At 35.9% G+C, this 25,064-nt stretch carries 21 protein-coding genes and 1 riboswitch; of the genes, 7 read left to right on the top strand and 14 right to left on the bottom strand.

What is annotated here, in order from left to right; all coding sequences use genetic code 11:
- Positions 1 to 295: 295 nt before the first annotated feature.
- From efp to H7K77_RS00845, 4 genes are all read right to left on the bottom strand, one after another.
- A complete protein-coding gene (gene efp, locus H7K77_RS00860) occupies positions 296 to 853 on the bottom strand; it encodes an elongation factor P (RefSeq protein WP_186575819.1) in 558 nt (185 codons plus the stop codon).
- A 54-nt stretch (positions 854 to 907) separates the two neighbouring features.
- Positions 908 to 1,975 carry a M24 family metallopeptidase gene (locus H7K77_RS00855; protein ID WP_186575818.1) on the bottom strand — a complete coding sequence of 356 codons (1,068 nt, stop codon included), beginning with the start codon at positions 1,973 to 1,975 and terminating at the stop codon, positions 908 to 910.
- 14 nt (positions 1,976 to 1,989) lie between these two features.
- Entirely contained in the window at positions 1,990 to 2,424 is a 435-nt protein-coding gene (gene aroQ, locus H7K77_RS00850) for a type II 3-dehydroquinate dehydratase (protein WP_186575817.1), read from the bottom strand.
- A 105-nt stretch (positions 2,425 to 2,529) separates the two neighbouring features.
- Entirely contained in the window at positions 2,530 to 3,024 is a 495-nt protein-coding gene (locus H7K77_RS00845; RefSeq protein ID WP_186575816.1) for a YqhR family membrane protein, read from the bottom strand.
- Between the two features lie 612 nt (positions 3,025 to 3,636).
- Here H7K77_RS00845 and H7K77_RS00840 point away from each other — a divergent pair.
- A complete protein-coding gene (locus H7K77_RS00840) occupies positions 3,637 to 4,020 on the top strand; it encodes an SA1362 family protein (RefSeq protein WP_186575815.1) in 384 nt (127 codons plus the stop codon).
- Between the two features lie 39 nt (positions 4,021 to 4,059).
- Here the strand turns inward: H7K77_RS00840 and H7K77_RS00835 are convergent, their stop codons facing one another.
- The 3 genes from H7K77_RS00835 to H7K77_RS00825 form a co-directional block, all read right to left on the bottom strand.
- The gene (locus H7K77_RS00835) at positions 4,060 to 4,947 is read right to left on the bottom strand and encodes a patatin-like phospholipase family protein (RefSeq protein ID WP_186575814.1); all 888 of its coding nucleotides are present in this window, start codon (positions 4,945 to 4,947) and stop codon (positions 4,060 to 4,062) included.
- 156 nt (positions 4,948 to 5,103) lie between these two features.
- Complete coding sequence (ftsH, locus tag H7K77_RS00830) at positions 5,104 to 6,927, bottom strand: ATP-dependent zinc metalloprotease FtsH (protein ID WP_186575813.1); 1,824 nt, start codon at positions 6,925 to 6,927, stop codon at positions 5,104 to 5,106.
- Positions 6,928 to 7,156: 229 nt separating this feature from the next.
- A complete protein-coding gene (locus tag H7K77_RS00825; protein ID WP_186575812.1) occupies positions 7,157 to 8,044 on the bottom strand; it encodes a TetR/AcrR family transcriptional regulator in 888 nt (295 codons plus the stop codon).
- Between the two features lie 244 nt (positions 8,045 to 8,288).
- Here H7K77_RS00825 and H7K77_RS00820 point away from each other — a divergent pair, with 244 nt between their 5' ends.
- A complete protein-coding gene (locus H7K77_RS00820) occupies positions 8,289 to 11,438 on the top strand; it encodes an efflux RND transporter permease subunit (RefSeq protein ID WP_186575811.1) in 3,150 nt (1,049 codons plus the stop codon).
- 115 nt (positions 11,439 to 11,553) lie between these two features.
- On the opposite strand, the gene mntR is transcribed toward H7K77_RS00820, so the two are convergent.
- Positions 11,554 to 11,970 carry a transcriptional regulator MntR gene (gene mntR, locus H7K77_RS00815; protein WP_186575810.1) on the bottom strand — a complete coding sequence of 139 codons (417 nt, stop codon included), beginning with the start codon at positions 11,968 to 11,970 and terminating at the stop codon, positions 11,554 to 11,556.
- 760 nt (positions 11,971 to 12,730) lie between these two features.
- Here mntR and H7K77_RS00810 point away from each other — a divergent pair.
- A complete protein-coding gene (locus H7K77_RS00810) occupies positions 12,731 to 13,123 on the top strand; it encodes a rhodanese-like domain-containing protein (RefSeq protein WP_186575809.1) in 393 nt (130 codons plus the stop codon).
- Between the two features lie 128 nt (positions 13,124 to 13,251).
- On the opposite strand, the gene H7K77_RS00805 is transcribed toward H7K77_RS00810, so the two are convergent.
- The 4 genes from H7K77_RS00805 to gcvT all read right to left on the bottom strand — a co-directional run bounded on the left by H7K77_RS00805 (position 13,252) and on the right by gcvT (position 19,242).
- The gene (locus tag H7K77_RS00805; RefSeq protein WP_186575808.1) at positions 13,252 to 15,162 is read right to left on the bottom strand and encodes a hypothetical protein; all 1,911 of its coding nucleotides are present in this window, start codon (positions 15,160 to 15,162) and stop codon (positions 13,252 to 13,254) included.
- Positions 15,163 to 15,313: 151 nt separating this feature from the next.
- Entirely contained in the window at positions 15,314 to 16,777 is a 1,464-nt protein-coding gene (gene gcvPB / locus H7K77_RS00800) for an aminomethyl-transferring glycine dehydrogenase subunit GcvPB (RefSeq protein ID WP_186575807.1), read from the bottom strand.
- On the bottom strand, positions 16,770 to 18,116 hold the full coding sequence (gene gcvPA, locus H7K77_RS00795) for an aminomethyl-transferring glycine dehydrogenase subunit GcvPA (protein WP_186575806.1): 1,347 nt from the start codon (positions 18,114 to 18,116) through the stop codon (positions 16,770 to 16,772). The genes gcvPB and gcvPA overlap by 8 nt, the downstream gene beginning before the upstream one ends.
- Positions 18,117 to 18,135: 19 nt before the next feature.
- A complete protein-coding gene (gene gcvT, locus H7K77_RS00790) occupies positions 18,136 to 19,242 on the bottom strand; it encodes a glycine cleavage system aminomethyltransferase GcvT (RefSeq protein WP_186575805.1) in 1,107 nt (368 codons plus the stop codon).
- Positions 19,243 to 19,432: 190 nt separating this feature from the next.
- A riboswitch (glycine riboswitch) is annotated at positions 19,433 to 19,522 on the bottom strand.
- Between the two features lie 171 nt (positions 19,523 to 19,693).
- Here gcvT and H7K77_RS00785 point away from each other — a divergent pair.
- Together H7K77_RS00785 and H7K77_RS00780 are read left to right on the top strand one after the other, a co-directional pair.
- Positions 19,694 to 21,364: a DEAD/DEAH box helicase gene (locus H7K77_RS00785; RefSeq protein ID WP_186575804.1), complete on the top strand. Its 1,671-nt coding sequence runs from the start codon at positions 19,694 to 19,696 to the stop codon at positions 21,362 to 21,364.
- Positions 21,342 to 22,148, top strand: a complete 807-nt coding sequence (locus H7K77_RS00780) for a YqhG family protein (protein WP_186575803.1) — start codon at positions 21,342 to 21,344, stop codon at positions 22,146 to 22,148. Before H7K77_RS00785 ends, H7K77_RS00780 begins: the two co-directional genes overlap by 23 nt.
- A gap of 51 nt (positions 22,149 to 22,199) precedes the next feature.
- Here H7K77_RS00780 and H7K77_RS00775 read toward each other — a convergent pair whose 3' ends face one another.
- Both H7K77_RS00775 and H7K77_RS00770 read right to left on the bottom strand, forming a co-directional pair.
- Positions 22,200 to 22,379 (bottom strand): YqzE family protein, encoded by a 180-nt coding sequence (locus H7K77_RS00775; protein ID WP_186575802.1) that lies wholly within the window; start codon positions 22,377 to 22,379, stop codon positions 22,200 to 22,202.
- A gap of 40 nt (positions 22,380 to 22,419) precedes the next feature.
- The gene (locus H7K77_RS00770; RefSeq protein ID WP_186575801.1) at positions 22,420 to 22,923 is read right to left on the bottom strand and encodes a shikimate kinase; all 504 of its coding nucleotides are present in this window, start codon (positions 22,921 to 22,923) and stop codon (positions 22,420 to 22,422) included.
- 103 nt (positions 22,924 to 23,026) lie between these two features.
- Here H7K77_RS00770 and comGA point away from each other — a divergent pair, with 103 nt between their 5' ends.
- Complete coding sequence (comGA, locus tag H7K77_RS00765; protein WP_186575800.1) at positions 23,027 to 24,043, top strand: competence type IV pilus ATPase ComGA; 1,017 nt, start codon at positions 23,027 to 23,029, stop codon at positions 24,041 to 24,043.
- Positions 24,000 to 25,052: a competence type IV pilus assembly protein ComGB gene (gene comGB, locus H7K77_RS00760; RefSeq protein WP_186575799.1), complete on the top strand. Its 1,053-nt coding sequence runs from the start codon at positions 24,000 to 24,002 to the stop codon at positions 25,050 to 25,052. Before comGA ends, comGB begins: the two co-directional genes overlap by 44 nt.
- Positions 25,053 to 25,064: the final 12 nt, after the last annotated feature.

Genomic DNA, 25,064 nt, shown 5'->3' with positions numbered 1-25,064 from the left:
GTGTTCTTTGCGACCGAGGAGGCTCAGCGCGAGCCCACGGAAAGCGAAGTGAGTTTCCGTAGCGGCACCTCATAAGTTACTTCGTATTTTATACATATTACGTAATAACATTTGAAATGTTTTGGGGATGTAGTTTTGTTTGGGGGACTAAGTAGTGTTAGATGCTATCTACTGAATACTATAAGGTTTGTCAGAGGGTAAGAAAAAAGCATCTAAATAATTTCAAATGGCCTTTGATCAGGGCATTGGGAATTATTAGATGCTTTTTAATTAAAATTAGTATTTACTATTAAATCTACGCACGAGAAACATACTTGCCGTCACTAGTGTTAATAACAAGTACGTCTCCTTCATTGACAAAAAACGGAACTTGAACAATAAGACCGGTTTCAACAGTAGCTGGTTTAGTTCCACCACTAGCTGTATCTCCTTTAATACCTGGCTCCGTTTCTGTAACCTTTAACTCCACATTATTCGGAAGATCAACTCCAAGCGTTTCTCCTTGGAAAGTCATAATACTAACTTCCATATTTTCTTTTAAGAATTTTAATTCATACTCAATTTGTGCAGATTGTAACTCAAGTTGTTCGAATGAAGTATTATCCATAAACGTATGTACATCTCCTGATGCATAAAGGTATTGCATTTTTCTGTTTTCAATGTGTGCTTTACTAACTTTTTCACCTGCACGAAACGTTTTCTCTTGAATACTTCCATTTCGTAAATTACGCAATTTAGAACGAACAAATGCCGCTCCTTTTCCTGGTTTTACATGTTGGAAATCAACCACTTGCCAAATACCATTGTCTACCTCGATTGTTAAACCCGTTTTAAAATCATTTACTGAAATCATTTCTATTCCTCCTAAGATGTAAGGTAAAATCACCCTATAAGATAAAGCTTGAATTTAGCGTGGTAGTGTAATTAATTCTTTTGGTGCAAACGTCAAAGTCATATTACCACTATCCGTGACAACTGTATCATCTTCAATACGGCATCCACCAACACCTGGCACGTAAATTCCTGGCTCTACAGTAACTACCATTCCTGTTTCTAATACCTCACTAGATCGAGAAGACAAACCGGGTCCCTCATGAACTTCTAACCCAAGACCATGACCTGTAGAATGACCAAAATATTGACCGTACCCTTTTTCCCTAATATAGTCTCTTGTTAAGTCATCAGCTTGTTTCGCAGTTATTCCTGCTTTAATTCCTGCCATTCCTCTTCTTTGTGCTTCCAAAACAGTGTGATAAATTGTGTTTAATTCCTCACTAATGTCACCAACTGCAACAGTTCGTGTAATGTCTGAACAATATCCATTATACAACGCACCAAAATCCAAGGTTACTAGTTCTCCATTTTGGATCACCTTATCTGAAGCAACGCCGTGTGGCATAGCAGAACGGAGACCAGAAGCTACTATTATATCAAAGCTGGAAGAAGTTGCACCTTGTTTCCTCATAAAGAATTCTAGCTCATTAGAAACATCAATTTCTTTAACGCCTGGTTTAATGACGTTTAAGATATGTTCAAAGGCAGCATCTGCAATCTTTGCAGCTTCTTTTAATATATTAAGCTCATCTTCGGTCTTAATCAAGCGCAATTTTTCTACAAGCCCACGTGTAGGTATTAAATCCGCATCTATTTCTTGACTATACTGTTCATAGGTTGCATAAGAAACATCATCTTTTTCAAAGCCTAATTTAATAATACCGAGTTGCTTAACTTGATCAGCAATCTCTAACCCTAAAGCCTGTTTATGTTCTACTACGCTAAAGTCAGACGTTTGTTCATTTGCTTGCTCTATGTATCTAAAGTCTGTAATTAGTAACGATTTTTCCTTTGATACTAAAACAACTCCAGCCGTACCTGTAAAGCCTGTTAAATATCTTCTATTATAAGAGCTAGTAATTAACAACCCATCTATGCCTTGCTCCTCCATAGAAGTACGGAGTTTAGTTAGTTTCCCCATTATCTTCATCCTTTCTATACTTTTTCAGGAAGTAATGCAAGTGCTGCTAATTTATATCCTTGATCACCCAGACCTACTATTTGCCCTTTGCACACAGGAGCTAACATGGACGTATGCCTGAATTCCTCTCGACTATGAACGTTAGATAAATGCACTTCTATTACTGGTACTTCAATAGAACTTATCGCATCTCTAAGCGCAACGCTCGTATGTGTATAGGCACCGGGATTAAAAATAATCCCTTCATATACTCCATCAGCTTCATGGATACGATCGATGAGCTCTCCCTCATGATTCGATTGGAAAGCATCCATTTTATACCCATATGTTTGAACTAGATCAGAAACAGTTTGCTCAATGTCTTGTAAAGTTCGACTACCGTAAATTCCCGGCTCTCTCTTCCCTAAACGGTTAAGGTTTGGACCATTTAATAGCAACAGTTGCTTCATAATTACTCTCCTTATTTCAAACTCACTTATTTCACTGTTTCAGTTTATCATAATTAGGAGAGGTTTGTGTTTTTTACGACTAATTGACGCCTATTTTTTGTTTATTTATACATTTTCACTAATGAGATTAGATTGATATTCATATGATATCGAATAGCCGATAAAAATGCCGTACAATAAATACAAGCAAAATGTAGTGACAATTGTGTCACTAGTTAGCTTAGTCATGTGCTCTACATTTGGAAAAATTGGTTGCAATAAATAAAAAACTACAAACCAAAGCGCAACACCAAAAAGGGCACTAGGCCAGATTCCTTGTGTATTCTTTAACAACACATAATAAACTAGAGCAAGAATAGTCGAGAGCACACCAATGATTACTATTGATACTAATTGCCCTAACCACCCATCGGACCATCCAGTGTGTAACCAAAATCGAAGGATAAAGGAAGCAGGAGATACTGAAGTAAAATTAAAATAAGATGCAATAGCACCTATGAAACTCCAAAATACGCCTCCTATAAACCCAGTTATCAATGCTTTACTTAATAAAGAAACAGGTTTCTGTTGTTTGTTTTGTTCCAACTTTCCATTAACCATGAAATAACACCTCCAACTATATAGTGACCAAAATTACTTTGTTCCATGCACAACACTTCTCTTATATCGAAATCAACTAAAAATTGCATAACGATAAATTAAATTGCTTGACAAATCAACAAATACAAAAGAAACAAGTTAATCTGCTAGTGCTAAACTGAATTTTCTAGTAAAATAAAAGGTAACAAAAAACTATATGTAGGTAGTGGATAAACTCATTTTATTGTTAACCGAGTTAATAGGTATAGGCATATATATCTTTCGTAACAAAGTCAAATATTATTGAATATTTTTCCTATTGTAAGGAAAGAATTTAAATAGGTTACCTTTTAATTAACTTCCTATTTACAAGCTTACACCGTCCTTATATATTTAGTGTTTATAAAAGTAACGATCTTTATATATCTTATAATTGATCGTTTACATTATAAATATTTTTCACTGCAAGGGGAGATATGTAGGTCTTGGGGATTTTGATTTGTTAAAAAGATATATTAGTTAATTCGCTTACACCACTAATGCATAAATGAAATCACAGTCATTAACGTTACATTTATAGTGGGATACAAGTAATAAGATGTAGGCGATTTAGTAATGAAAGGAGGATTTTAAATGTTCCGGCATAAACTATCCCTATTTATCTATTTGCTTATTGGCCTGGCTATTTTTGGATTTGCCACCCAGCTAATAACAAATACGGCTTCCCTGATCATCAACTTGCTAGTAATGGTAGCAATTGGTGCAGTTATCTACGGAGCACTCTATTATTTCGTTCTTCGTAAACGAAATACGAATGAATTGAAGAAATATAGAAAAGCAGTCAAACAGTCTAAAATGAAATATAAAAAAGATTCGGTTGGTCAAAAATCCTTCAGTAAAATGACTAAGCAACCCTCACCATTAAAAAACAACAGAAAACCGACAAGGGAACGTGCTACACACTTAAGGGTAATTGAAGGAAATAAACACAAACGTAAAAATCGAGCCTCTTTTTAAAAGGCTCGATTTTTACGTTTTTATTTTTCGACTCAACGCTTAAGGCCATTTCTTCAAAAAATCGATAGCTTGTTTTTTTCCTAAGTCGATAAGTTTATTTTTTGATTCTTTATCTAAAGAAAAGTTTGTTGCATCTACATTTTTCACTGGAAGAAACATAATGTCTGCTGCATCCTTCTTGGAGATGTATCTAGCATCATGCGCTTTTCTCATTGTTGTAACTATCGCATGAACCATATCTATCGCATTTTTAATATTTGATGCAGGAAGACGACCTATTTTCTCACTCAGTTGCATTCCAAGTAAAGGTCTTGTTTTAACGTTTTTTTCATTATCAAATACCCAAACCGGAAAATTACTTAATAACCCTCCATCCACAAGAATACTTTTTCCGTGTAGGTAGTTTTTTATTTTTCCAGGTTTAAAAAAATATGGAATAGATACACTCATCCGTATAGCACGAGAAACCGGAAAGTTAGCAGGGTTAATCCCATAAAAACGCTCTAAGTCATCTGGGAAAACGACTATTCTACCCATAGTCAAATCAGAAGCAACCACTTTTAATCTATCTTCAGGGAGATCACTAAAGGTATATACATTTTTTTGCGCAAATTTTTCATAAAGCCATTGTTCTATAAATTCTCCTTTATATAATCCTAAAGAGAAATATAACTTTAACCATTTTAAAAAAGGGAGGTATTTCCCAATCCATGGCTCATCTAAAAACTTCTCTAAATCTATTTCTTCAAAAACATCAATAATTTCATCAACACGGTAACCCGCAGCAATAAACCCTGCCATTACAGCACCTGCAGATGTACCTGCTACTCGATTAAAGGAATACCCTTTTTCCTCTAATACCTTGATAGCACCAAGAAAGGCATAAGCTTTTACCCCACCACCAGAAAACACTGCATCTATTTTCATAGCACCATCTCCATTCTTTCTATATATAGAAGGAAATGGAGATGGCTAGAACACTAATTATCAAAATAGCTTGTCAAATTTCCTTTCATACATGACAGGACTAAGTTAATGTACCAAATTTCACAGTCACGTGAAGATGTAACTCATCCCACATCGCTATTTATCCAATAAAAGGTTCATGAATTCTTCTCCTGTAATCGTCTCCTTTTCGAGAAGATATTTTGTTAGCTCATGTAATTTCTCTTTATTCTCGTTCAGTATTTGCATGGCTTTTTGATAACTTGTTTTAATAATAGTCAGAACCTCGTCGTCTATTTTTGACGCTGTACCCTCTGATACTAACAGGGAAGAATCCCCACCTAGATACTGATTATTGACTGTTTCAAGTGCCATCATACCAAACTCATCACTCATCCCATATCTCGTAACCATCGCTCTAGCAAGCTTAGTTGCTTGTTCTATATCGTTTGCTGCACCAGATGTTATCCGATTAAATATTAATTCCTCTGCTGCTCGCCCTCCCATATAAGTAGTAATTTTGTCTAACGCTTGTTCCTTACTTAACAAAACTTGTTCTCCTTGTTCCACTTGCATCGTGTACCCCAAAGCACCTGATGTCCTTGGTATTATGGTGATTTTATGAACTGGCGCCGAGTCTGATTGCTTAGCAGCAACTAATGCATGCCCTATCTCATGGTAAGAAATAGTTAGCTTATCTTTCATTGAAATAACTGAATTCTTTCTTTGATAGCCTGCAATTACCACCTCTACTGATTCTTCCAGATCAGTTTGATTGATCTGTTTTCTCCCTAATTTGACAGCTCTTAGTGCTGCTTCATTTATAATATTCGCTAAATCGGCTCCTGAAGCACCCGATGTAGCTCTTGCTATTAAATTAAAATCAATATCATCAGATAATTTCACGTTTTTTGCATGCACATCTAAAATAGCTTCGCGACCAACTAGGTCAGGTAACTCCACAGGAATCCTACGGTCAAATCTACCAGGACGAAGTAGGGCTTTATCAAGACTTTCTGGTCTGTTTGAAGCAGCCAATATAACCACTCCTTTATCAGCATCAAATCCATCCATTTCCGTAAGCAACTGATTTAGCGTTTGTTCTCTTTCGTCATTACCGCTTAACCCCCCTGATTGACGACTTTTACCAATTGTATCAATTTCATCAATAAAGACGATACAAGGTGCCTTTTCTTGCGCCTGTTTAAATAAATCTCGTACTCTAGCAGCCCCCATCCCGACAAACATCTCTACAAACTCTGATCCAGATATCGAGAAGAAAGGTACCTTCGATTCGCCAGCAACCGCTTTGGCTAGCAATGTCTTACCAGTACCAGGAGGGCCAACCAATAGAGCCCCTTTAGGGATCTTAGCCCCTATTTCTGTATATTTTTTTGGATTATCTAGAAAATCAACAATTTCTTCTAGTGCTTCTTTGGCCTCCTCTTGGCCAGCAACATCCTCAAATGTCTTACCTGTTTGTGCTTCCACATATACTTTTGCTTTACTTTTTCCAAATTGCATTGCGTTTGCCCCATTACCAAGTTTCCCTTGCATTTTGCGCATGAAATACTGGCCAATTGCAACAAACAATATTAACGGTAATACCCATGACAGTAAAAATGATATTAGCGGAGATGCCTCTTTTGGGATAACTCTCGTAAACTCGATGTTCTGTTTATACAAGCGATCTACAAGATCAGGATCCTCCATTCGTCCTGTTAGATAGATACTATTAGAATCAGGATCATTGGTCAGAGTGTATCCAACCTGGTTTTCTTTGATTTCGACAGTTTCTACATTGCCAGATTCAACTTCTTTCATAAAAGTCCCATAATCCACTTCATGGATATTCTGCTGTGAAAGAAGTGGAAATACAAACGCATTCAAGATAACAACAATTACAGTAACGATAGCTAAATAATAAAGCAAAGGTTTCTTAGGATTTTTTTTTACATCCATTTGTTATTCTCCTTGTTGTGAAATTTTAGGTTTATCGTTCAGTCTTATACATGTAACTATATTTTTAATAACAAAAAGACCCCTACCTACTAAAAATAGGTAAAGGTCTTGCTAACAATAAAAGTTGCCAATAAAGCCGAGAGAAATTAATTCTCTGTAATGACGACTTTACTGTAAAAGCTACTCCCCTTTACAGGTTAAAACGAATATTCAATTTTACTCATTGCTACTATAATAACCTTACATCCAACTTTTGTGAAATCCACTTTCGGTGCTTATCAAACTCTGGTATCCCTTTGAGGTTAGCCAACATACCTTGAATAACAAACTTTTTCGGCTCTTCCTTTTTTACTTCTGCTAGTAAGAAATCAATGACACCTTGTAGTTCATTCATTTTGCTTGTACTATAGCTAAGTTCCCGCAAAATTTTCTCCATTTCAACTAAATCTTCAGTCACTTCATTTCTGATTTGTGCTTGTGGCGAAGTAATGTTGGAATAAGTGTCCTTCATCATTTTTTTCGTAACCACTGGAATTTCTTGTTCGGATAAGAGTTGTGTGACAAGAGTGTCCAATCGGTTAACCGTATACTCTGATAGCTTTTTAAAATCGACTGTGATTTGTTCGCGAATTAATACCTGTAAATAACTACTTTTTATCCCTTCATACATAATCATTATATCCATTACGTATGGCATAACCTCAGGACCATAAATAGCTATTAGTTCATCTTCATACCACTTTTGCATTTCTATTTCCTTTAAACGAATAAAATCGAACAAATCTTTATTAAGTGTAATCGCTTGTTCTCTAAGCTGCGTAATAATAAAGCTCGAATGTTTCATTATCTCTTCAATTTGAACTTGAACTTGTCTTACAAAATTATCTTTTGGCTTAAGATTTGGATCAACCGCTTCACGAATCTTCGTGTTCATTAACTCATAATAATACTTAAAAATCTCTAGTAATAATTCATCTTTAGAGTGAAAATGTAAATAGAATGCTCCTTTTGACACATTACTTTTCTCTGAAATTTCTTGGATCGAAGTCGTATGAAAACCCTTTTCTGCAAACAAATCTATTGCTGTTGTAATTATCTTCTCTTTCTTTTCATTCATTACTCCACGACCTTTACCTATTATGACCAACCAGTCACTTTAAATACTACTTATTACTATATCAAGAATAGCAAACTTCAGGAATAATTAAAAACGTTAATTCTTTTAAACATGCGAAAGAGCTTTAACTTTACTTAATTTTAACCAAAAGATAATGCTTAAATGATTGCATCGAATTGACTTATCAGTTATATTATACGAAGCAATGACTAGTCAGTCAACAATATTAGGAGGAGTGTCATTAGTGAAGAAGATAATTAATTTTTCTCTCAACAATAAGTTTGCCATATGGATACTTACCATTATGGTAACAGCTGCAGGGTTATACGCAGGACTTAATATGAAACAAGAAACAATGCCTGATATAACCTTACCGAACGTATCGGTCATCACTACTTATCCAGGTGCAGCACCCGGTGAAGTTGCAAGTGAGTTAACGGAGCCAATTGAACAAAAGCTTCAAAACTTAAGTGGAGTTAAAATGGTCACTTCTTCTTCCCTAGCCAATGCATCTTCTGTTCAAATCGAATTCGATTTTGACAAAGATATGGACCAAGCAGCGGAAGAAGTAGAAGATGCACTATCAAATATAGCTTTACCGGATGGTGCTAATGACCCTCAAGTGTCTCGCCTTAGCTTAAACGCTTTTCCAGTGATGGCGTTAAGTATTAGTAATCCTGACCTTACACTTGAAGAATTAACAACTACTGTAGAAGATGACGTTTTGCCTGTTCTTGAGGGGATTGAAGGCGTTGCAGATGTTCAAGTTTCTGGACAACAGGTTCAAGAAGTTAGTATGAAATTTGATCAAGATGCGCTGAAACAATATGGTTTAACGGAAGACACTGTAAAACAAGTCATACAGGGGTCTAACTTATCCTTTCCATTAGGATTAACTAATTTTAACGGTGAAGTGAAAAACTTAGTAATAGATGGTAATGTTGCAACAGTGGACGACTTTAAAAATATACAAATACCATTTACACCACAATCTGCTCAACAAGGACAGACTAATCCAACTAATGCTGAGCAACCTGAAGCGAATCAAACAGCACCCCAGTCTAATCAGCAAGCTGTAGCTTCTATTCAACTACCTACTATAGCTTTACAAGAGCTTGCTAGTATTGAGGTTGTTAGTGAGTCAGAATCGATTTCTAGAACGAATGGTGAACAATCTATTGGTATTCAGATTGTAAAGGCACAAGAAGCGAATACCGTAAATGTTGTAAATGCTGTGAAAGATGAAATTACTCAATTTGAAGATAATTTAGGAGTAACCGTAACTTCAACTTTTGACCAAGGAAAGCCTATTGAAGAATCAGTAAGTACCATGCTAAATAAAGCACTCTTTGGAGCGTTGTTTGCCGTTATCATCATTTTGCTCTTCTTAAGAAGTGTTAAAACGACAGTAATATCTATTATTTCCATTCCTTTATCTTTATTAATGGCAATATTAGTATTACAACAATTGGATATCACATTAAATATTATGACGTTGGGTGCCTTAACAGTTGCCATCGGGCGGGTTATTGATGACTCCATTGTTGTCATTGAAAATATCTACCGAAGAATGGCATTAGCAGGTGAAACGCTAAAAGGAAAAGACCTAATACGGGAAGCTACCAGAGAGATGTTTATTCCTATCTGTTCATCTACTATTGTTACAATAGCTGTATTCCTACCCTTAGGATTAGTAAGCGGGCAAGTCGGGGAAATGTTCTTGCCGTTTGCATTAGCAGTAGTATTTGCTCTACTAGCTTCTTTATTAGTAGCTGTTACGATTGTTCCAATGCTTGCCCACTCTTTATTTAAGAAGTCATTAGACGGGAAAGGCAATGTAGCAAAAGTTACACATGAAGAAAAACCTAGTAAGCTCGCAAACTTCTATAAAGGTATATTAGAATGGGCACTAAATCATAAGTGGATTACTTTTGGTAGTGCTACAGTCGTTTTAGTTGCTAGTCTATTTTTAGTACCTATTATTGGAGTAAGTTTCTTGCCTCAAGATGAACAAAAAATGGTGATGGCAACTTATAGTCCAGAGCCAGGACAAACACAAGAAGAAGTAGAAAAGATTGCTAGTAGTGCAGAGGATATACTAAGCAGCCGTGATGGTGTTACAACGTATCAGTATTCTATCGGGAGTAGCGGTGGCTCTATGTCTATGATGGGCATGGGTGGCGATAACTCAGCATTGTTCTTCGTTGAATATGATAGTGATTTTGAAAACTTCAGTGAGGAAAGCTCTAATCTTATTGATCAATTAAATCAAGATACTGAAAAAGGTGATTGGGGTACCATTGAAATTGCTAGTACTGGCGGTAGTAGTCTAGAATTATTTGTCTATGGTGACTCAATTGAAGAAATTCAAACTGCTGTTGATAAAATTATTCCTGTTATGAAGGAAAAAGAGGATCTTGATAAAATTGAATCAAGCCTGTCTGAAGCATATGATCAATATACCCTTGTTGCTAATCAAGAAAAATTGAGTCAATACGGCTTAACATCAGCTCAGATTGGAATGAGTCTTAGCAGCACAGGCGATACACCTATCTTAACTACTGTAAAGCATGACGGTGAAGATATTAACGTTTATGTGGAAGTAGAAGAAAAGTCTTACGACAGTATTGACGATGTGAAAAACACCATTATTCAAACTCCACTTGGAACTTCTGTTAAGGTATCCGATGTGATGGATGTTGAAGAAGGTAAATCACCTGACACTATTACACGTCGTGACGGGAAAATGTATGCGTCCATTTCTGCAGATGTACTAAGCAACGATGTCGCTGCCATATCGACAGAAGTGGAAAATGAAATAAATGATTTAGACCTTAATGGTGTAACAACAGAATTTGGTGGTGTAACGGAACAAATTAAAGAATCGTTTACACAACTAGGATTAGCTATGCTGGCAGCGATTGCGATTGTTTACTTTGTGTTAGTAGTAACTTTCGGTGGGGGATTAGCACCTTTTGCTATCCTATTCTCGCTACCATTTACCATTATTGGTGGATTAGTCGCTCTATGGATAGCAAATGAGCCATTAAGCGTTTCTGCAATGATCGGGGCTTTAATGCTTATCGGTATTGTAGTAACAAATGCCATTGTATTAATTGACCGTGTACTGCACATGGAAAAAGAAGGCTTATCTACTCGTGATGCCTTACTTGAAGCTGGCGCAACACGTTTACGCCCGATTCTAATGACAGCAATCGCAACAGTTGGAGCATTAATCCCACTTGCCATAGGAGCAGAAGGCGGCGGATTAATCTCTAAAGGGCTTGGTGTTACGGTAATAGGTGGTTTAACAAGTTCTACCATTCTAACACTAGTCATCGTTCCAATTGTTTATGAAGTAATTTCTAAATTTAGAAAAAAACAACAAGCTTAATGATTAAAAAAAGGTGTATCGTTCCAACTTTTTGGAACGATACACCTTTTTCATCTTAATAAACTTATTAACTATATTAAATACTACTCCGAGACTTATATTTGCTATGTATAGCTTAACTGTTATTTTGCTGCACCTGTTTTAACTCCGCCACTCTACTAGGATTATCTTCAAAATACTGTAGTAAGTCCCCAATCCGATCGATTGAATTCCAACTTAAATGATGTTCAATACCCTCTACATCATCATATATATTTTCTTTTTCAACACCGATAATCTCCAAGAATTGTTCTAACAGTTCATGACGATAAACTAAACGTTTCCCAATTTTTTTCCCTTTTGATGTTAGAATAAGACCTCTATATTTTTCATAATTCAAGTATTCATCTTTGTCTAGTTTCTGAACCATTTTCGTAACGGAGGAAGGATGTACTTGAAGTGCTTCTGCTATATCAGATACTCTTGCGTATCCTTTTGATTCGATTAACATGTATATTTGCTCGATATAGTCTTCCATACTTGGTGTTGGCATGTTGATCCTCCATTCGCCTATTCGCTTTATTCCATCAATTAAAGGATACACCAGTTTTCACAACGAGACAAGCATATCTACGATCTTACAACTAGAAATTCAAGCTATATCATTTTCAAAAATTATATTAAATATCAGTCTATTGGAATTCTTACAATAATTTTAATAGACATGGGAAAAGGCGACCATTAATTAGTCGCCCCCCTACCTACATTACAACCCACATTTCAGTTGTGCATTACAGTTTGTACATGGTTACATCCACTAATATCCTCTACCTACCTTTACGGCAAACGGGACAAGTATCTCCATCCTCGGAACCAATTATAACATTAGTCTTTTCTAATTCATGAATCGTATCCATTAACACTACATGTGGCTTATTCTGATAGCTTTCCTATAAAAGTCCAACTCGTCTTTCACCAAGAGCTTGTGTTTTATTTGCTTCTAATTCATTATCTAAGACAGAAACGAACTCTTTATCTACTTTTATATCTGCTTGTTTAGTTTCCAAATTAATTGCTTTTAAATTCCTAATCCTTTGTCCGGAAATTTAGTTCTTTTATAACTTCCACAATCAAACACCGTATAACGACCAAAACACCCCCCCTCAACAACAGTCGTATTGCGCTATTGTTCTATTAATATACTTTAAATACTTGATTATCTAGGTTTTGAAGAAGAAAAAGGGTTTAAAAAATGGTATAATCATATATAATAAATAAAGGACTTCTACAGAAAATAATTGGGGGAAATAAGGATGGAACTATACATTTTAATCGGAATCTTAGTAGCTTTTATTTTATTTAGCGTCTATAGATACTTTAAACAAAGGAAAATACTAAATACGTTAACAGAGGATCAATTTCGTGAAGGGTATCGTAAAGCACAATTGATAGATGTTCGCGAACCAAAAGAGTTTGAAGCAGGGCATATATTAGGTGCACGAAATATCCCGTTATCTCAAATGCGTCAACGATTAATAGAATTACGAAAAGACCAACCGGTATATCTTTATTGTCAGAGTGGCACACGTTCTATGAGGGCCGCATTGTTACTCAATAAAAAGGGATACCAAGACTTGAATCACCTTAAGGGTGGATTTAAACAATGGAATGGTAAAATTAAAAAATCAAAAAAAGCATCATTCTAATAAAAAGGTATCTCCTACGAGATACCTTTTTATTTGCATCTTTATTAATTTTGATACCGGTATCGCTATTATTTGTTACTACTACATTTTAAAATAACAATAATTTAACGCCGCTCGCTGTATTTTTTCTACCATTTAAATATTCCTACTTTGCTCTGTTCATGTGAAATAATGGCGGAAGTAATCATTTGTACAGAGAAAATAAACAGTAAATAAGCAAGCAAGGTTGGTAGGATCAGCCAATATCTATTTGTCATTAATCCCTCTTTCAATAAAGACAAGACTCCTGCCCATTCATTTGTGAACGATTGAGGTGGTGCTCCTACATTTCGGATAGTCCCACCAAAAAACACACTTAGTGCGCCAAGATGGATAAAGACAAACAATACTTGAATGACTTGTTGTCTAAAGAGATTGACAAGACTAGGAAATACATTAGGTGTTATGTAGTTAATAAACAGTCTTACATTACTCGTCCCCATCAACTGTGCTGCGAGAATAAATTCCTTATCCATTAATTGGTCCATTTCATTCCCAATAATATTAAGTAACATTGGTAGGACAAATATAACCAAAATGATAACCTCAAATATCACTCTTTCTGTAAATGTGTTATGCCATGGAAACTCTGCGTCTTTAGTTACAACAGGTTGAATCAATATATAAGCGACTAAACTAAAGCTAAGAAATTGCATTCCATTTGCAAGCTTCGCCATCCACTTTTTCATTGTAATTGGCACAAAAAAGAGATAAGGAAAAGCTAACAGATAGCTAATTACGACACGTAATAATGCAATTAGTAACGAGAATATGATGGTGTACTTAGCCCCCACCATAATTTGATCGAAAATAGAATAGCCATAGCGATCTGATCCAAGTAGAAAGTAGGAAGATGGTGGGTGTGGTGCTACACTCAACAGTTTCCCATTATCGTCATACAGCAGTTCCATTTCTTTAATGGGGGGTTCTTTTAGATGTGGGTACAACACACTAACGACTACCATACCTATAACAAACAAAAGAGCAACACAGGATATTGGTCTTCTTAATAACGCTATAAAACTGCGATAAGCAGACACAATGTCTTTCCCAATTTTCTCAATTAGCATACGAATATCCGATTTGGAAAAAAGAGGCGTTAACTTGCTAAATGAACGATTTACCATGTCGTGACCGTTTTGTATAACCAGAATCTCAACCATTTCATAAAAAAGAAAAAAAGGTGAAAATACTAGTATCATCGCAAAAGCAATTACAAATGGAGTAGAATCAAACAGGATAAAGTTTAAAATACCATTCAAACTAAAGAAGTATTCAATGATAAATAAGCTGGATAAGCACGCCCACACAACTGACTTCGACTGATGAAACAAACTATTTTTGATATTCCGTAAACAGTGTATAGCCAATAGATACCCCTGTTTTAATCCTTTACTCTTTGCAAGTTGTACATAATCCTCCGCCAACTCACGCTCTAATAAGAGCATGATAATTTTATAGAACATAATAGTCGGCAGTATCGATAAAGATATGATAGGAGCAAAATAGATCTTCTCATTACCCAAATATATGAAATCAAAAAGTTTTAATCCTGTTGTCTGATAGCTCCATACAGCAAACATTTGAACTAGCAAAATAAATAAAACGTCAGGAAATCCTTCCAATATGTTGAGAATTTTTATCATGATCCATTGAATTTTTTTCGGTAGTAAAAATGTCAAAAACGAAAAAACAAATCCTAAGAGTAAAGCAAGAAGCAATGAACAACATAAAATAGTCATCACGTAAGGATAGTCATCTTTTATAAAAGCTATTATTGGCTCCCTCGTCACCCTTCCTACCCCGTCTATCCTATTGAAATACCATTGATCTGGGTTAAGTAACTTGATTATGACACTTTTTATACTGGTAACGTATAATCTCCAATCAAAACTAAGCCCTTCCTTTATGGAATTAGGAATGCAAGAGATTAGAATAATTCCTAAAATTCCTATCAAATAGTAAAAAATCGTTTTAGTCATATTTATTAAGTACGACATTGTTTCTCCCCCTACAGATCACAATAAACAAAACCACTTCCATATTTTAACACATTTTACCCACTAGGTTATTCTATAATTAAAAAATGAGAGCGAAACAATACTCTGTTTCACTCTCATTTCCCTCCTCACTCAAATGCAATATAATCTATTAATCTTTCTTCGTATAGCGTAACACAGGCTTTCTTGCAGCTGTTGCCTCATCCATTCGTTTCACAATAGTTGTATGTGGCGCATCTTGGACAATCTCCGGATTTTTTTCAGCATCGTTAGCAATTTCTATCATTGTCTCAATAAATCCATCTAATGTTTCCTTCGCTTCCGTTTCAGTTGGTTCGACCATCATTGCTTCCTCAACATTGAGAGGGAAATAAATAGTCGGTGGGTGATAGCCGTAATCTAAGAGACGTTTAGCAATATCTAACGTTCTAACACCAAGTTTTTTCTGCTTTTTACCAGAAAGAACAAACTCATGCTTACAATGTTGCGTATACGGTAACTCATATGTTGCTTGTAGGCTTCTCATCATATAATTCGCGTTTAACACAGCATATTCACTCACTTTTTTCAACCCTTCAGCACCCATTGTCCGAATATAGGTATAAGCACGTAAATTGATACCAAAGTTACCGTAAAATGGTTTTACTCTACCAATAGAATTTGGACGGTCATATTCAAATACATATTGACCCTCCTTTTTCAATAAAACTGGTTTTGGTAGATACGGTGCTAATTCTTTCGATACCCCAACAGGACCTGATCCCGGTCCACCACCGCCATGCGGTCCGGTAAACGTTTTGTGTAAATTTAAATGGACAACATCAAAGCCCATGTCTCCTGGCCTTGTGTATCCCATAATCGCATTCAGATTGGCTCCATCATAATACAAGCGACCGCCAGCCTGATGTACAATTTTTGCCATTTCCATTATTTCTTCTTCAAATAAACCTAAGGTGTTTGGATTCGTAAGCATTAATGCTGCCGTATCAGCTCCAACCACACGTCGTAAATCCTCTAAGTCAACCAAACCACGTTCGTTTGTTTTTACAGTGACAGACTCGAATCCCGCAACTGTTGCAGAAGCTGGATTTGTACCATGGGCAGAGTCTGGGACGATTACTTTAGTACGATTAAAATCACCATTAGCTTCATGGAAAGCACGGATCATCATTAATCCAGTCCATTCTCCATGTGCTCCAGCTGCAGGCTGTAAAGATACTTCAAACATGCCAGTAATTTCTGCTAGCGATTGTTGTAGGTCATACATGACTTCCAATGCTCCTTGGACAGTACTTTCAGGTTGATAAGGATGAATATGACTGAATCCTTCTAATCTAGCAACATCTTCATTAATTTTCGGATTATACTTCATGGTACAAGAGCCTAATGGATAGAATCCTGAATCCACACCATAATTACGTCGAGATAATCCTGTATAGTGTCTAATAATCTGAAGTTCACTAAGTTCAGGAAGCTCAGGTTCTGATTTTCTAACATAGTCAGAACCAACTGTTTCTGTTAAATCAAATTCTGGTGTATCTAATTCAGGAAGGCTATAACTCGTTCTTCCAGCTTTACTATGTTCAAATATTAATGGGAAATCTTGATTAGTCAATTAGCGCACCTACTTCCTCTACAAACGTATCAATCTCTGCTTTCGTACGGATTTCTGTAACAGCTACCAACATGTAGCCGGTTAATTCCGAATAACTCTTTTCCAAATCATAACCACCAATAAACCCTTTGGTTAAAAGAACTTGATTCAATTTTGTAACAGATTTACCAATATCGATGACTAATTCATTAAACATCGGACCACTAAATACAACTCTAATCCCCTTATCGGTTAGCATTTTCTTCATGTAGTGTGTTTTTTGCATATTCAGCCAAGCCATCTTCTTCATACCCTGTTTTCCTATAGAGCTCATCGCAACAGACGATGCTAGTGCATTTAATGCTTGGTTTGAACAAATATTGGAGGTAGCTTTATCCCTTCTAATATGCTGTTCTCTTGCTTGAAGGGTCAACACAAACCCCCTTTTACCATTCTCATCAACAGTCTGACCAACTAAACGGCCCGGAACCTTCCGCATTAGTTTTTTTGTTGTAGCAAAATAACCACAATGTGGTCCTCCGAACTGTGCTGGAATACCAAAAACCTGTGTATCTCCTACTACAATATCAGCCCCAAACTCTCCTGGTGGTGTCAAGTACCCAAGTGCCAGCGGATTACTAGATACAACAAACATTGTTTTGGAGTCTGCAACTATTTTTTGGATATCTGCTAATGGTTCAATTTGGCCAAAGAAATTTGGATATTGAATGACAACACTAGCAATTTCGTCACTTAATTGTTCGCGTAGAAGTTCTAAATTGGTTATTCCATTCGCATGGTCAATTTCTATCACTTCAATTCCTTGCCCCTTTGCATAGGAATGAATAACAGCACGAGATTCAGGATGAACTGTTTTTGAAACCAGTATTTTCTTACGTTTCGTTTGTGCAGCACTTAAGTTTGCTGCTTCCGCAAGTGCCGTTCCACCATCATACATGGAAGAGTTAGCTACCTCCATCCCTGTCAACTCACAGATCATCGTTTGAAACTCAAATATCGCTTGTAGCTCCCCTTGAGAGATCTCTGGCTGATAAGGTGTATATGCCGTGTAAAATTCCGACCTAGAAATAATGTGGTCTACAATAGAAGGTATATGATGATCATAAACACCCGCCCCTAAGAAAGATGTGTGAGATTTAACAGTGATGTTCTGTTTAGCTAATAAGGATAGCTCCTTCATTAATTCTGCTTCACTTTTTGGAATCTTTAGATCTAATTCTTTTGTTAAACGGACGCTACTTGGAATATCAGAAAATAACTCTTCTGTTGAAGTAACACCTATTTTACTTAGCATTTCTGACTTGTCATCTGCTGTCATCGGTAAATAACGAAATTCCATGATTATCCCCCTTAAATTTTTAAGAACGTTTATAGAAAGGTTTAGAGACTACTTTTGCCTTTAAGTTACGCTTTCTTACCTGGACATAACACTCTGTATCCAAATTTGAAAATTCAGCATGAACTAGTGCTAAGCCTATGTTTTTATTTAATGTTGGAGACTGCGTTCCGGTTGTCACCTCACCAATCTCTTCATTGTTATCGTTAAGGACCTTATATCCAGTTCTAGGTATACCTTTATCAATCATCTCAATTCCAACTAACTTACGCTTTGTTCCTGCCATCTTCTGCTCTTTTAAGACAGCCTTCCCAATAAAATCTACTTCTTTGTCTGTTTTTACAGCAAAGCCTAAACCAGCTTCTAAAGGAGTTATCGTTTTACTTAATTCCTGCCCATATAAAGGAAGGGTTGCTTCAAATCGAAGCGTGTCTCTAGCACCTAATCCAATTACAGCAAGTCCGTGACTTTCACCCACTTCGATGATTTTATTCCAAAGGTCCCTTCCTGAACGAGCGTTTATGTATATTTCGAAACCATCTTCACCAGTGTATCCAGTACGGGAGACTAGTGCGGTGTCTGTAACATCCTCAAATCGGACATTCTCTATAAAGTAGAAAAATTTAATCGTTTCAAGATTTTCTTCCGTTAATTGTTGAAGGATCATCTCTGCCTTAGGTCCTTGGATAGCTAATTGTACATAATCCTCGGAAAAGTCATGGATGGAAACTCCGTCTGTTTTATGGTCTAGTAACCATTGAAAATCTTTTTCAGTGTTAGAAGCATTTACTACTAATAGAAACTTTTCTTGTTCAAGCTTATATACAATTAAATCATCAACTGTTCCACCATCTTCATAACACATGATCGTATATTGAGCCTGATTTTCATTAAGCTTAGATAAATCATTCGTTAACATCTGTTGCAAGAAAGCTTCACTGTCAGGTCCTTCTACGATAATCTCACCCATATGTGATACATCAAATAATCCTGCTGCGCTTCTAGTTGCAAAGTGTTCATTTTTTATACCTGAAAATTGAACAGGCATGTCCCATCCACCAAAATCAATTGTTTTTGCACCATGTTTTTCATATTCCGGATACAACGGGGTGCGCTTTATCTGAGTCATTTTAGTAGTCCTCCTTTTACGTGTTTACCTTGTACAGAAAGTAATCTCTAACGATCCTTTGTTTCTTTCCACATAAAAAAACAGAGACTCCACCAAAGATGAAGTCTCTGTCCTTGAACCAGAAAGTTTCGCCATTTAACATAGCTTTCTTCTTGGGTAGTTTACCATAAGTAAACATTCTCCAGAGTTGCGTCAAACAAGAGTCTTTTTGCCTGAGAGATTCGCATATTTATGCTTGCTCCTTCGGCGCCACTTTAGTGGTCTCTCCTCTTGTTCTCATTCGCTTATTTTTAAATTGTAGAAAACTGGGCATACTAGTAGTTATGTATAGGCAAAGTAGATCAACAGATTACTTTTCATACCAATAATTAAAGTTATTATATCACAGCACCATTCTATTGTGTTGTTAATTTTTGAAAAAACCTAAATAGTCAAATAAAGGGGCTTTTTTATGAATATCCAATTAAAACGTGACCAAGAATTTATTGACGAATTAAATACCAAGCTAGAAAATGATGGGCCATTTACCAATTGGAATCTATTTAAAATGTCCTATGATTCTTCTTTAGCTACAATGACAAAAGAATTCAAAGGGTTAACCGCACCAAATCATTTACCACACATGACTTTCCTAGAGCACCAATTAGAATGCGCACAACAAATTGTGGAAGAAATGAATGGTAGAGGAATTCTAGCAGATGAAGTTGGTCTAGGTAAAACAATCGAAGCAGGTTTAATATTAAAAGAGTATATGATTAGAGGATTAGTAAAAAAAGCATTAATTCTTGTACCTGCATCACTTGTAAACCAATGGGTTAATGAATTAAATCAGAAATTCTATATACCTGCCCTTTCCCAAAGGAAAAGACCTGTATGGGATCAGGAAAATATAGTAGTAACCTCTATTGATACAGCTAAACGACAACAACATAAAGATATCATTCTAGAACAAGACTATGATTTTGTTTTAATCGATGAAGCCCATAAATTAAAAAATCACAAAACAAAAAACTATGAATTTGTCCGTTCCTTAAAGAAAAAGTATTGTCTTCTATTAACAGCCACGCCGGTCCAAAATAAATTGAGTGACATTTTTAATCTTGTATCTATTTTAAAACCTGGTTATCTTGGAAATTATGAGGATTTCACTAATCAGTTTGGTAAGGATCGTAAAAACCTATTTAATGATGCACATTTAAAACAATTAATACAAAAAGTAATGGTGAGAAACCGGAGGCAGGATACAGGTATAGATTGGACAAAACGAAAAGTGGAGACAGTATGGATTGACTTTACGAAAGAAGAACAAGAGGCCTACGATGAATTAACAAGGATCTCCAAAGACTCAGCTAGTTTCTCTTCCATTACTTATACTAGAGAACTCTGTTCTTCTAGAGAAGCCTGTTATATGTCGCTAAAGAAAATGCTAAATCAGGATAAAGAAATAGTAAATCGAACAGATTATGAAAGTTTTCTAGGACGTATTGAACAACTGCCACATCATGCAAAAGCTGATAAAGTAGTCGAGTTAATCAAAGATACTGATGAGAAATTTATTATTTTCACAGAGTACAGAGCTTCTCAACTATATTTACAGTGGTATCTGCAGCAGCATGGAATCTCTTCCGTTCCTTTTCGCGGGGGATTTAAGCGTGGGAAAAAAGATTGGATGAGACAACTGTTTCAAAACCATGCACAAGTTCTTATCGCTACCGAAGCGGGCGGCGAAGGGATTAACCTGCAGTTCTGTAACAATATGATTAATTATGACTTGCCTTGGAATCCAATGCGTTTAGAGCAAAGAATCGGTCGTATCCACCGCTTTGGACAAGAATCTGATGTGAATATTTATAATTTCGCAATTAGAAACACGATGGAAGAGCATGTACTTAACTTACTATATGAAAAAATCCAGTTATTTGAACGAGTGGTTGGTAATTTAGATTCCATTTTAGCCGATCTGAACATTGGAAATATGGAAGAAGAAATACAAACTATATTCAAAGAGTCAGCAACAGATGGGGAAGCTAGGATCAAGCTAGAAAACCTATCCTCTGTTATCTCATTTGCACAACAAAATAATTCTGAGGAGGATTGGAATGGCACTAGAGAATCTTCATGACTTTATGACCGATTATTTTATCGCCAATCAATGTGAAATATTGGAAAATGAGAATGGGAAATTACACGTACAATTAACAGATAAAATGGACGAAATTCTCATGAACCGCCCATTCTATTGGCAATATGTTAAAAAACTTGGGTATCCAGGTGAACCAATGACTGTTTCCTTTATTACCAATCCTGAACGAAGAGAAGAAGAAGGAGAATGGGTTCATTTTGGGAGTCCGCGGATTCATCAAATTTTTAGAACACTTACTAATCAAGGGAAATATACCCGATTATTCGAGGAAAATAACACTAGCCAAAGAACTGCTTTAGTACCGTGGTTAGTCATTAATATGAAAATCAGCTATACTGGCAAACATAAAAGAGATGAAATCATTTCAATTGGGTTACAACTTATTAACGGCGCAATGAAAATAGATATGATGGATGAACTTAATAAGATCTCTTTACAGTCATCCATAGCAGATTTTAGTTATACGATGACACCCATTATACGTCTAAAAAGTGGCTACCAGCGAATAATTCAATACTTAGAAAGATATTTACAACAGCAAAACCATGAATGGGCACAGGAATCTTGGAACCATCTACAAGAAGAAAAGCAACTTTTAAGTCACTTTTACCAAAATAGTGGTGATGATGAAGAATATGAGAATCGGTTTGATCAAGAAATGAATGACATCGAAAATAGGTTTCAGCCTTTCATAGAATTATCCGTAATCAATGGCGGATTATTCTATCTATCCCAACTAACATCCAACAAACTATTCATTTAATTCACACATCCACTACATAAAGAAAGTAGCAAGTATCCTAATAGGAACTTGCTACTTTCTTTTTTTTACTAGTAATCGGAATGCAAATGGGATAATACCAAACCATCGATTTGAAACAGAAAAGTCCTTTTGACTTTTTTCCTGCTTCCTTTTTTTTCGCTCTTCTGGCTTCATATCCATATATTTAACAATTTCTTGAGTCATGAACTTGACATAATCATTTCCAGACATATAGTTCACCTCTTGTGAATTTGTATATGTTTAGTATCTCCTATTTGGGTGCATTTATAAGTGCTATCATTTCATCCGCAATAGCTTCTGGATCTTTTCCATCTGTCTTTATAACATAGTTGGCTGTTGCTTCGTATTTTGGAATCCGACTTTCTAATAGTTTTCTTTTATCTCGCTGATTGTTGTTCCAAATCGGTCTAGATTTATCATCCTTTAGTCTATCTAGTATCACATCCCAAGATGTATCTAGATAGAACACTAATCCATTCCTTCTCAACCAATCACAGTTACTTTCTCGTTCGACTATTCCTCCACCCGTAGAAGTAATCTTACCTTCTCCTTCAGTTCTTTTTAGCATCTCACTTTCATAATTCCTAAATGTTTCCTCACCGCACCTGTCAAAGATAGAAGCAATACTTGATTTCGTATAATCAACTATCATTTGATCCGTATCTTGAACGGGTAATTGAAGTTTGTCGGACAGACTTATAGCCACACTTGTTTTCCCACTTCCCATAAAACCAATTAAATAAATACCTTTCATTAATATCCCCTATCCCTTAAAAAATATTTTTATGTATTTAGAAGGAATTAAAACATCCCTGTCGAATTATTGTATCATTAAGAAAAAGTGAGGTGAATCATTATTGAATTTAACTGCCGTATCTTCCAAAAAACTTCTTCTTTCTGCCATTCAGGCTACTGCTTCTGATATCCACTTTTGTCCTTCCACTGAGCTAACTGACATTTTCTTTCGAGTCCATGGTAAAAGAATCTTTCATGCTTCGATTTCGATGAGACAGTATGAAACTTTACTCGCATATTATAAATTCTCATCAGGAATGGATATTGGTGAAAATCGAAAGCCGCAACACGGAATGATTGATTTCCAAACAACATCTCAAAAGTTTTCTCTCCGTCTCTCCACCCTACCTGTAAACACTTCCGAAAGCCTAGCAATTCGAATATTACCTCAACAAGATGCCCTTCCACTTGAACAGTTATTTCTTTTCCCTCAGCAGCTAAAGAAAATCAAACAATGGATTTCTCATCGCTCAGGTATTATTCTGTTCACAGGTCCGACAGGTAGTGGGAAAACAACTACTCTTTATGCTCTACTTCAGTCCCTTCTAATCAATCACGCTTATCAAACCATTACACTAGAGGACCCGATAGAGAAAGAAATGAGGAACATCTTGCAAGTTCAAGTAAATGAAAAAGCAGGTATTACTTACAATGCAGGACTTAAAGCTGCGTTACGTCATGATCCTGACATCATAATGGTTGGAGAAATCCGTGATCGGGAAACAGCACAATTTGCCTTTCATGCCTCATTCACTGGCCACCTGGTACTTTCTACTCTACATGCCAAGAATGCACAAGGAACCATCCATCGCTTAATTGAAATGGGAATTAAGCAAACAGACCTTGAACAAAGTTTAATAGCTGTTGCTTCACTTCAGCTATTACCACTACAAACTCCCGCCCATCTTCCTTCCCGTGCCGCAATCTTAGAACTACTTGATTCAAATTTATTGCAACAAGCTATTTTGGGAGAACCAATAAGGAAGAACAGCAATTTCTCCTCATTCCAACTATTAAGAAAGAAGGCATATGCCTATGGATTTTGTGATGAATCGGTACTTAAACAAACGGATTCGTAAGCTATCCTTAGAGGATCAGCATCAACTTCTTCATAAATTAAACAGGCTTTTGGAAAACGGATATTCACTAACTGACGCTTTGGATGTTTTACAATGGAATGATACGTACAAAATTAGAGTAGAAGGCATTTCAACTAAACTAAAACAAGGTAATCCACTAAATATAGCAATGGAGGATGCACATTTTAACAAACAAATAGTTTCTTTTCTCTATTTTGCTCTTGCACACGGTAATATCCCACACGCTTTGCACCATTGCTGTTTAATGTTGAAACAGCAAATAAGTTTTATTAAAAAAGTGAAGCAAGTGTCCAGATACCCTACTGTTCTATTCCTACTATTCATTATTTTACTATTCTTCTTAAAGAAATCTGTATATCCTTCTTTTATACAATTATTCTCATCAACAAGTCAATCCTCAACAATCCACCTGATCTCCATTCATGTCATTGATTGGCTTCTAAACATTGTTTTTGTTATTGGTTTTGTAATTATTCTGATTACTCTCTGTTGGCCCAAGATAAGAAACAAACTAAATGTTGGACAACTCCTGAGCCTATACGAAAAAATTCCTTTTATTAATACTTACCAAAAATTAAACCATTCCTTGCTATTTTCATTACATCTAAGCTCCCTATTGCATGCTGGTATTTCCTTAAAAGATGGTCTATCCATTATCAAAGACCATAACCAATACCCGATCCTAGCTTATTATTCCGATTACATAATTCACGAACTAGCAAGAGGGCGTACATTTGCTCAAATTCTCCCTTATTGTAAATTGTTAGAAAAGGAATTAGAATCCATTTTTCAAAAAAACGCGAATTCAGACCAATTGGTTAAAGACCTAAAGATGTATGTAGAATTTCTAACCGAATTAATGGAAGATAAGACGAAAAAATTAATCACTTCTATTCAACCAATATTTTTTTGTATCTTCGCTGGATTAATCATTATGGTTTATCTGTCCCTTATGCTTCCCATGTTTCAATTAATTTCCGATATCTAAAACAGAAAGGAA

This window comes from Aquibacillus kalidii (genome assembly GCF_014280935.1).
GTDB classification, from domain to species: Bacteria; Bacillota; Bacilli; order Bacillales; family Amphibacillaceae; genus Aquibacillus_D; species Aquibacillus_D kalidii.
The sequence above is the reverse complement of the archived record's forward strand: the minus strand, read 5'-3'. Positions and strand labels throughout refer to the sequence as shown.

Excerpts from the sequence above, each read along its gene's own strand:
- efp (WP_186575819.1), bottom strand. The coding sequence starts at position 853 with ATGATTTCAGTAAATGATTTTAAAACGGGTTTAACAATCGAGGTAGAC.
- comGB (WP_186575799.1), top strand. The coding sequence starts at position 24,000 with ATGGATTTTGTGATGAATCGGTACTTAAACAAACGGATTCGTAAGCTA.
- aroQ (WP_186575817.1), bottom strand. The coding sequence starts at position 2,424 with ATGAAGCAACTGTTGCTATTAAATGGTCCAAACCTTAACCGTTTAGGG.
- ftsH (WP_186575813.1), bottom strand. The coding sequence starts at position 6,927 with ATGGATGTAAAAAAAAATCCTAAGAAACCTTTGCTTTATTATTTAGCT.
- H7K77_RS00775 (WP_186575802.1), bottom strand. The coding sequence starts at position 22,379 with ATGTCTGGAAATGATTATGTCAAGTTCATGACTCAAGAAATTGTTAAA.
- H7K77_RS00840 (WP_186575815.1), top strand. The coding sequence starts at position 3,637 with ATGTTCCGGCATAAACTATCCCTATTTATCTATTTGCTTATTGGCCTG.
- mntR (WP_186575810.1), bottom strand. The coding sequence starts at position 11,970 with ATGCCAACACCAAGTATGGAAGACTATATCGAGCAAATATACATGTTA.
- H7K77_RS00845 (WP_186575816.1), bottom strand. The coding sequence starts at position 3,024 with ATGGTTAATGGAAAGTTGGAACAAAACAAACAACAGAAACCTGTTTCT.
- gcvPA (WP_186575806.1), bottom strand. The coding sequence starts at position 18,116 with ATGGAATTTCGTTATTTACCGATGACAGCAGATGACAAGTCAGAAATG.
- gcvT (WP_186575805.1), bottom strand. The coding sequence starts at position 19,242 with ATGACTCAGATAAAGCGCACCCCGTTGTATCCGGAATATGAAAAACAT.
- H7K77_RS00805 (WP_186575808.1), bottom strand. The coding sequence starts at position 15,162 with ATGTCGTACTTAATAAATATGACTAAAACGATTTTTTACTATTTGATA.
- H7K77_RS00810 (WP_186575809.1), top strand. The coding sequence starts at position 12,731 with ATGGAACTATACATTTTAATCGGAATCTTAGTAGCTTTTATTTTATTT.
- H7K77_RS00855 (WP_186575818.1), bottom strand. The coding sequence starts at position 1,975 with ATGGGGAAACTAACTAAACTCCGTACTTCTATGGAGGAGCAAGGCATA.
- H7K77_RS00835 (WP_186575814.1), bottom strand. The coding sequence starts at position 4,947 with ATGAAAATAGATGCAGTGTTTTCTGGTGGTGGGGTAAAAGCTTATGCC.
- H7K77_RS00780 (WP_186575803.1), top strand. The coding sequence starts at position 21,342 with ATGGCACTAGAGAATCTTCATGACTTTATGACCGATTATTTTATCGCC.
- H7K77_RS00825 (WP_186575812.1), bottom strand. The coding sequence starts at position 8,044 with ATGAATGAAAAGAAAGAGAAGATAATTACAACAGCAATAGATTTGTTT.
- H7K77_RS00785 (WP_186575804.1), top strand. The coding sequence starts at position 19,694 with ATGAATATCCAATTAAAACGTGACCAAGAATTTATTGACGAATTAAAT.
- H7K77_RS00770 (WP_186575801.1), bottom strand. The coding sequence starts at position 22,923 with ATGAAAGGTATTTATTTAATTGGTTTTATGGGAAGTGGGAAAACAAGT.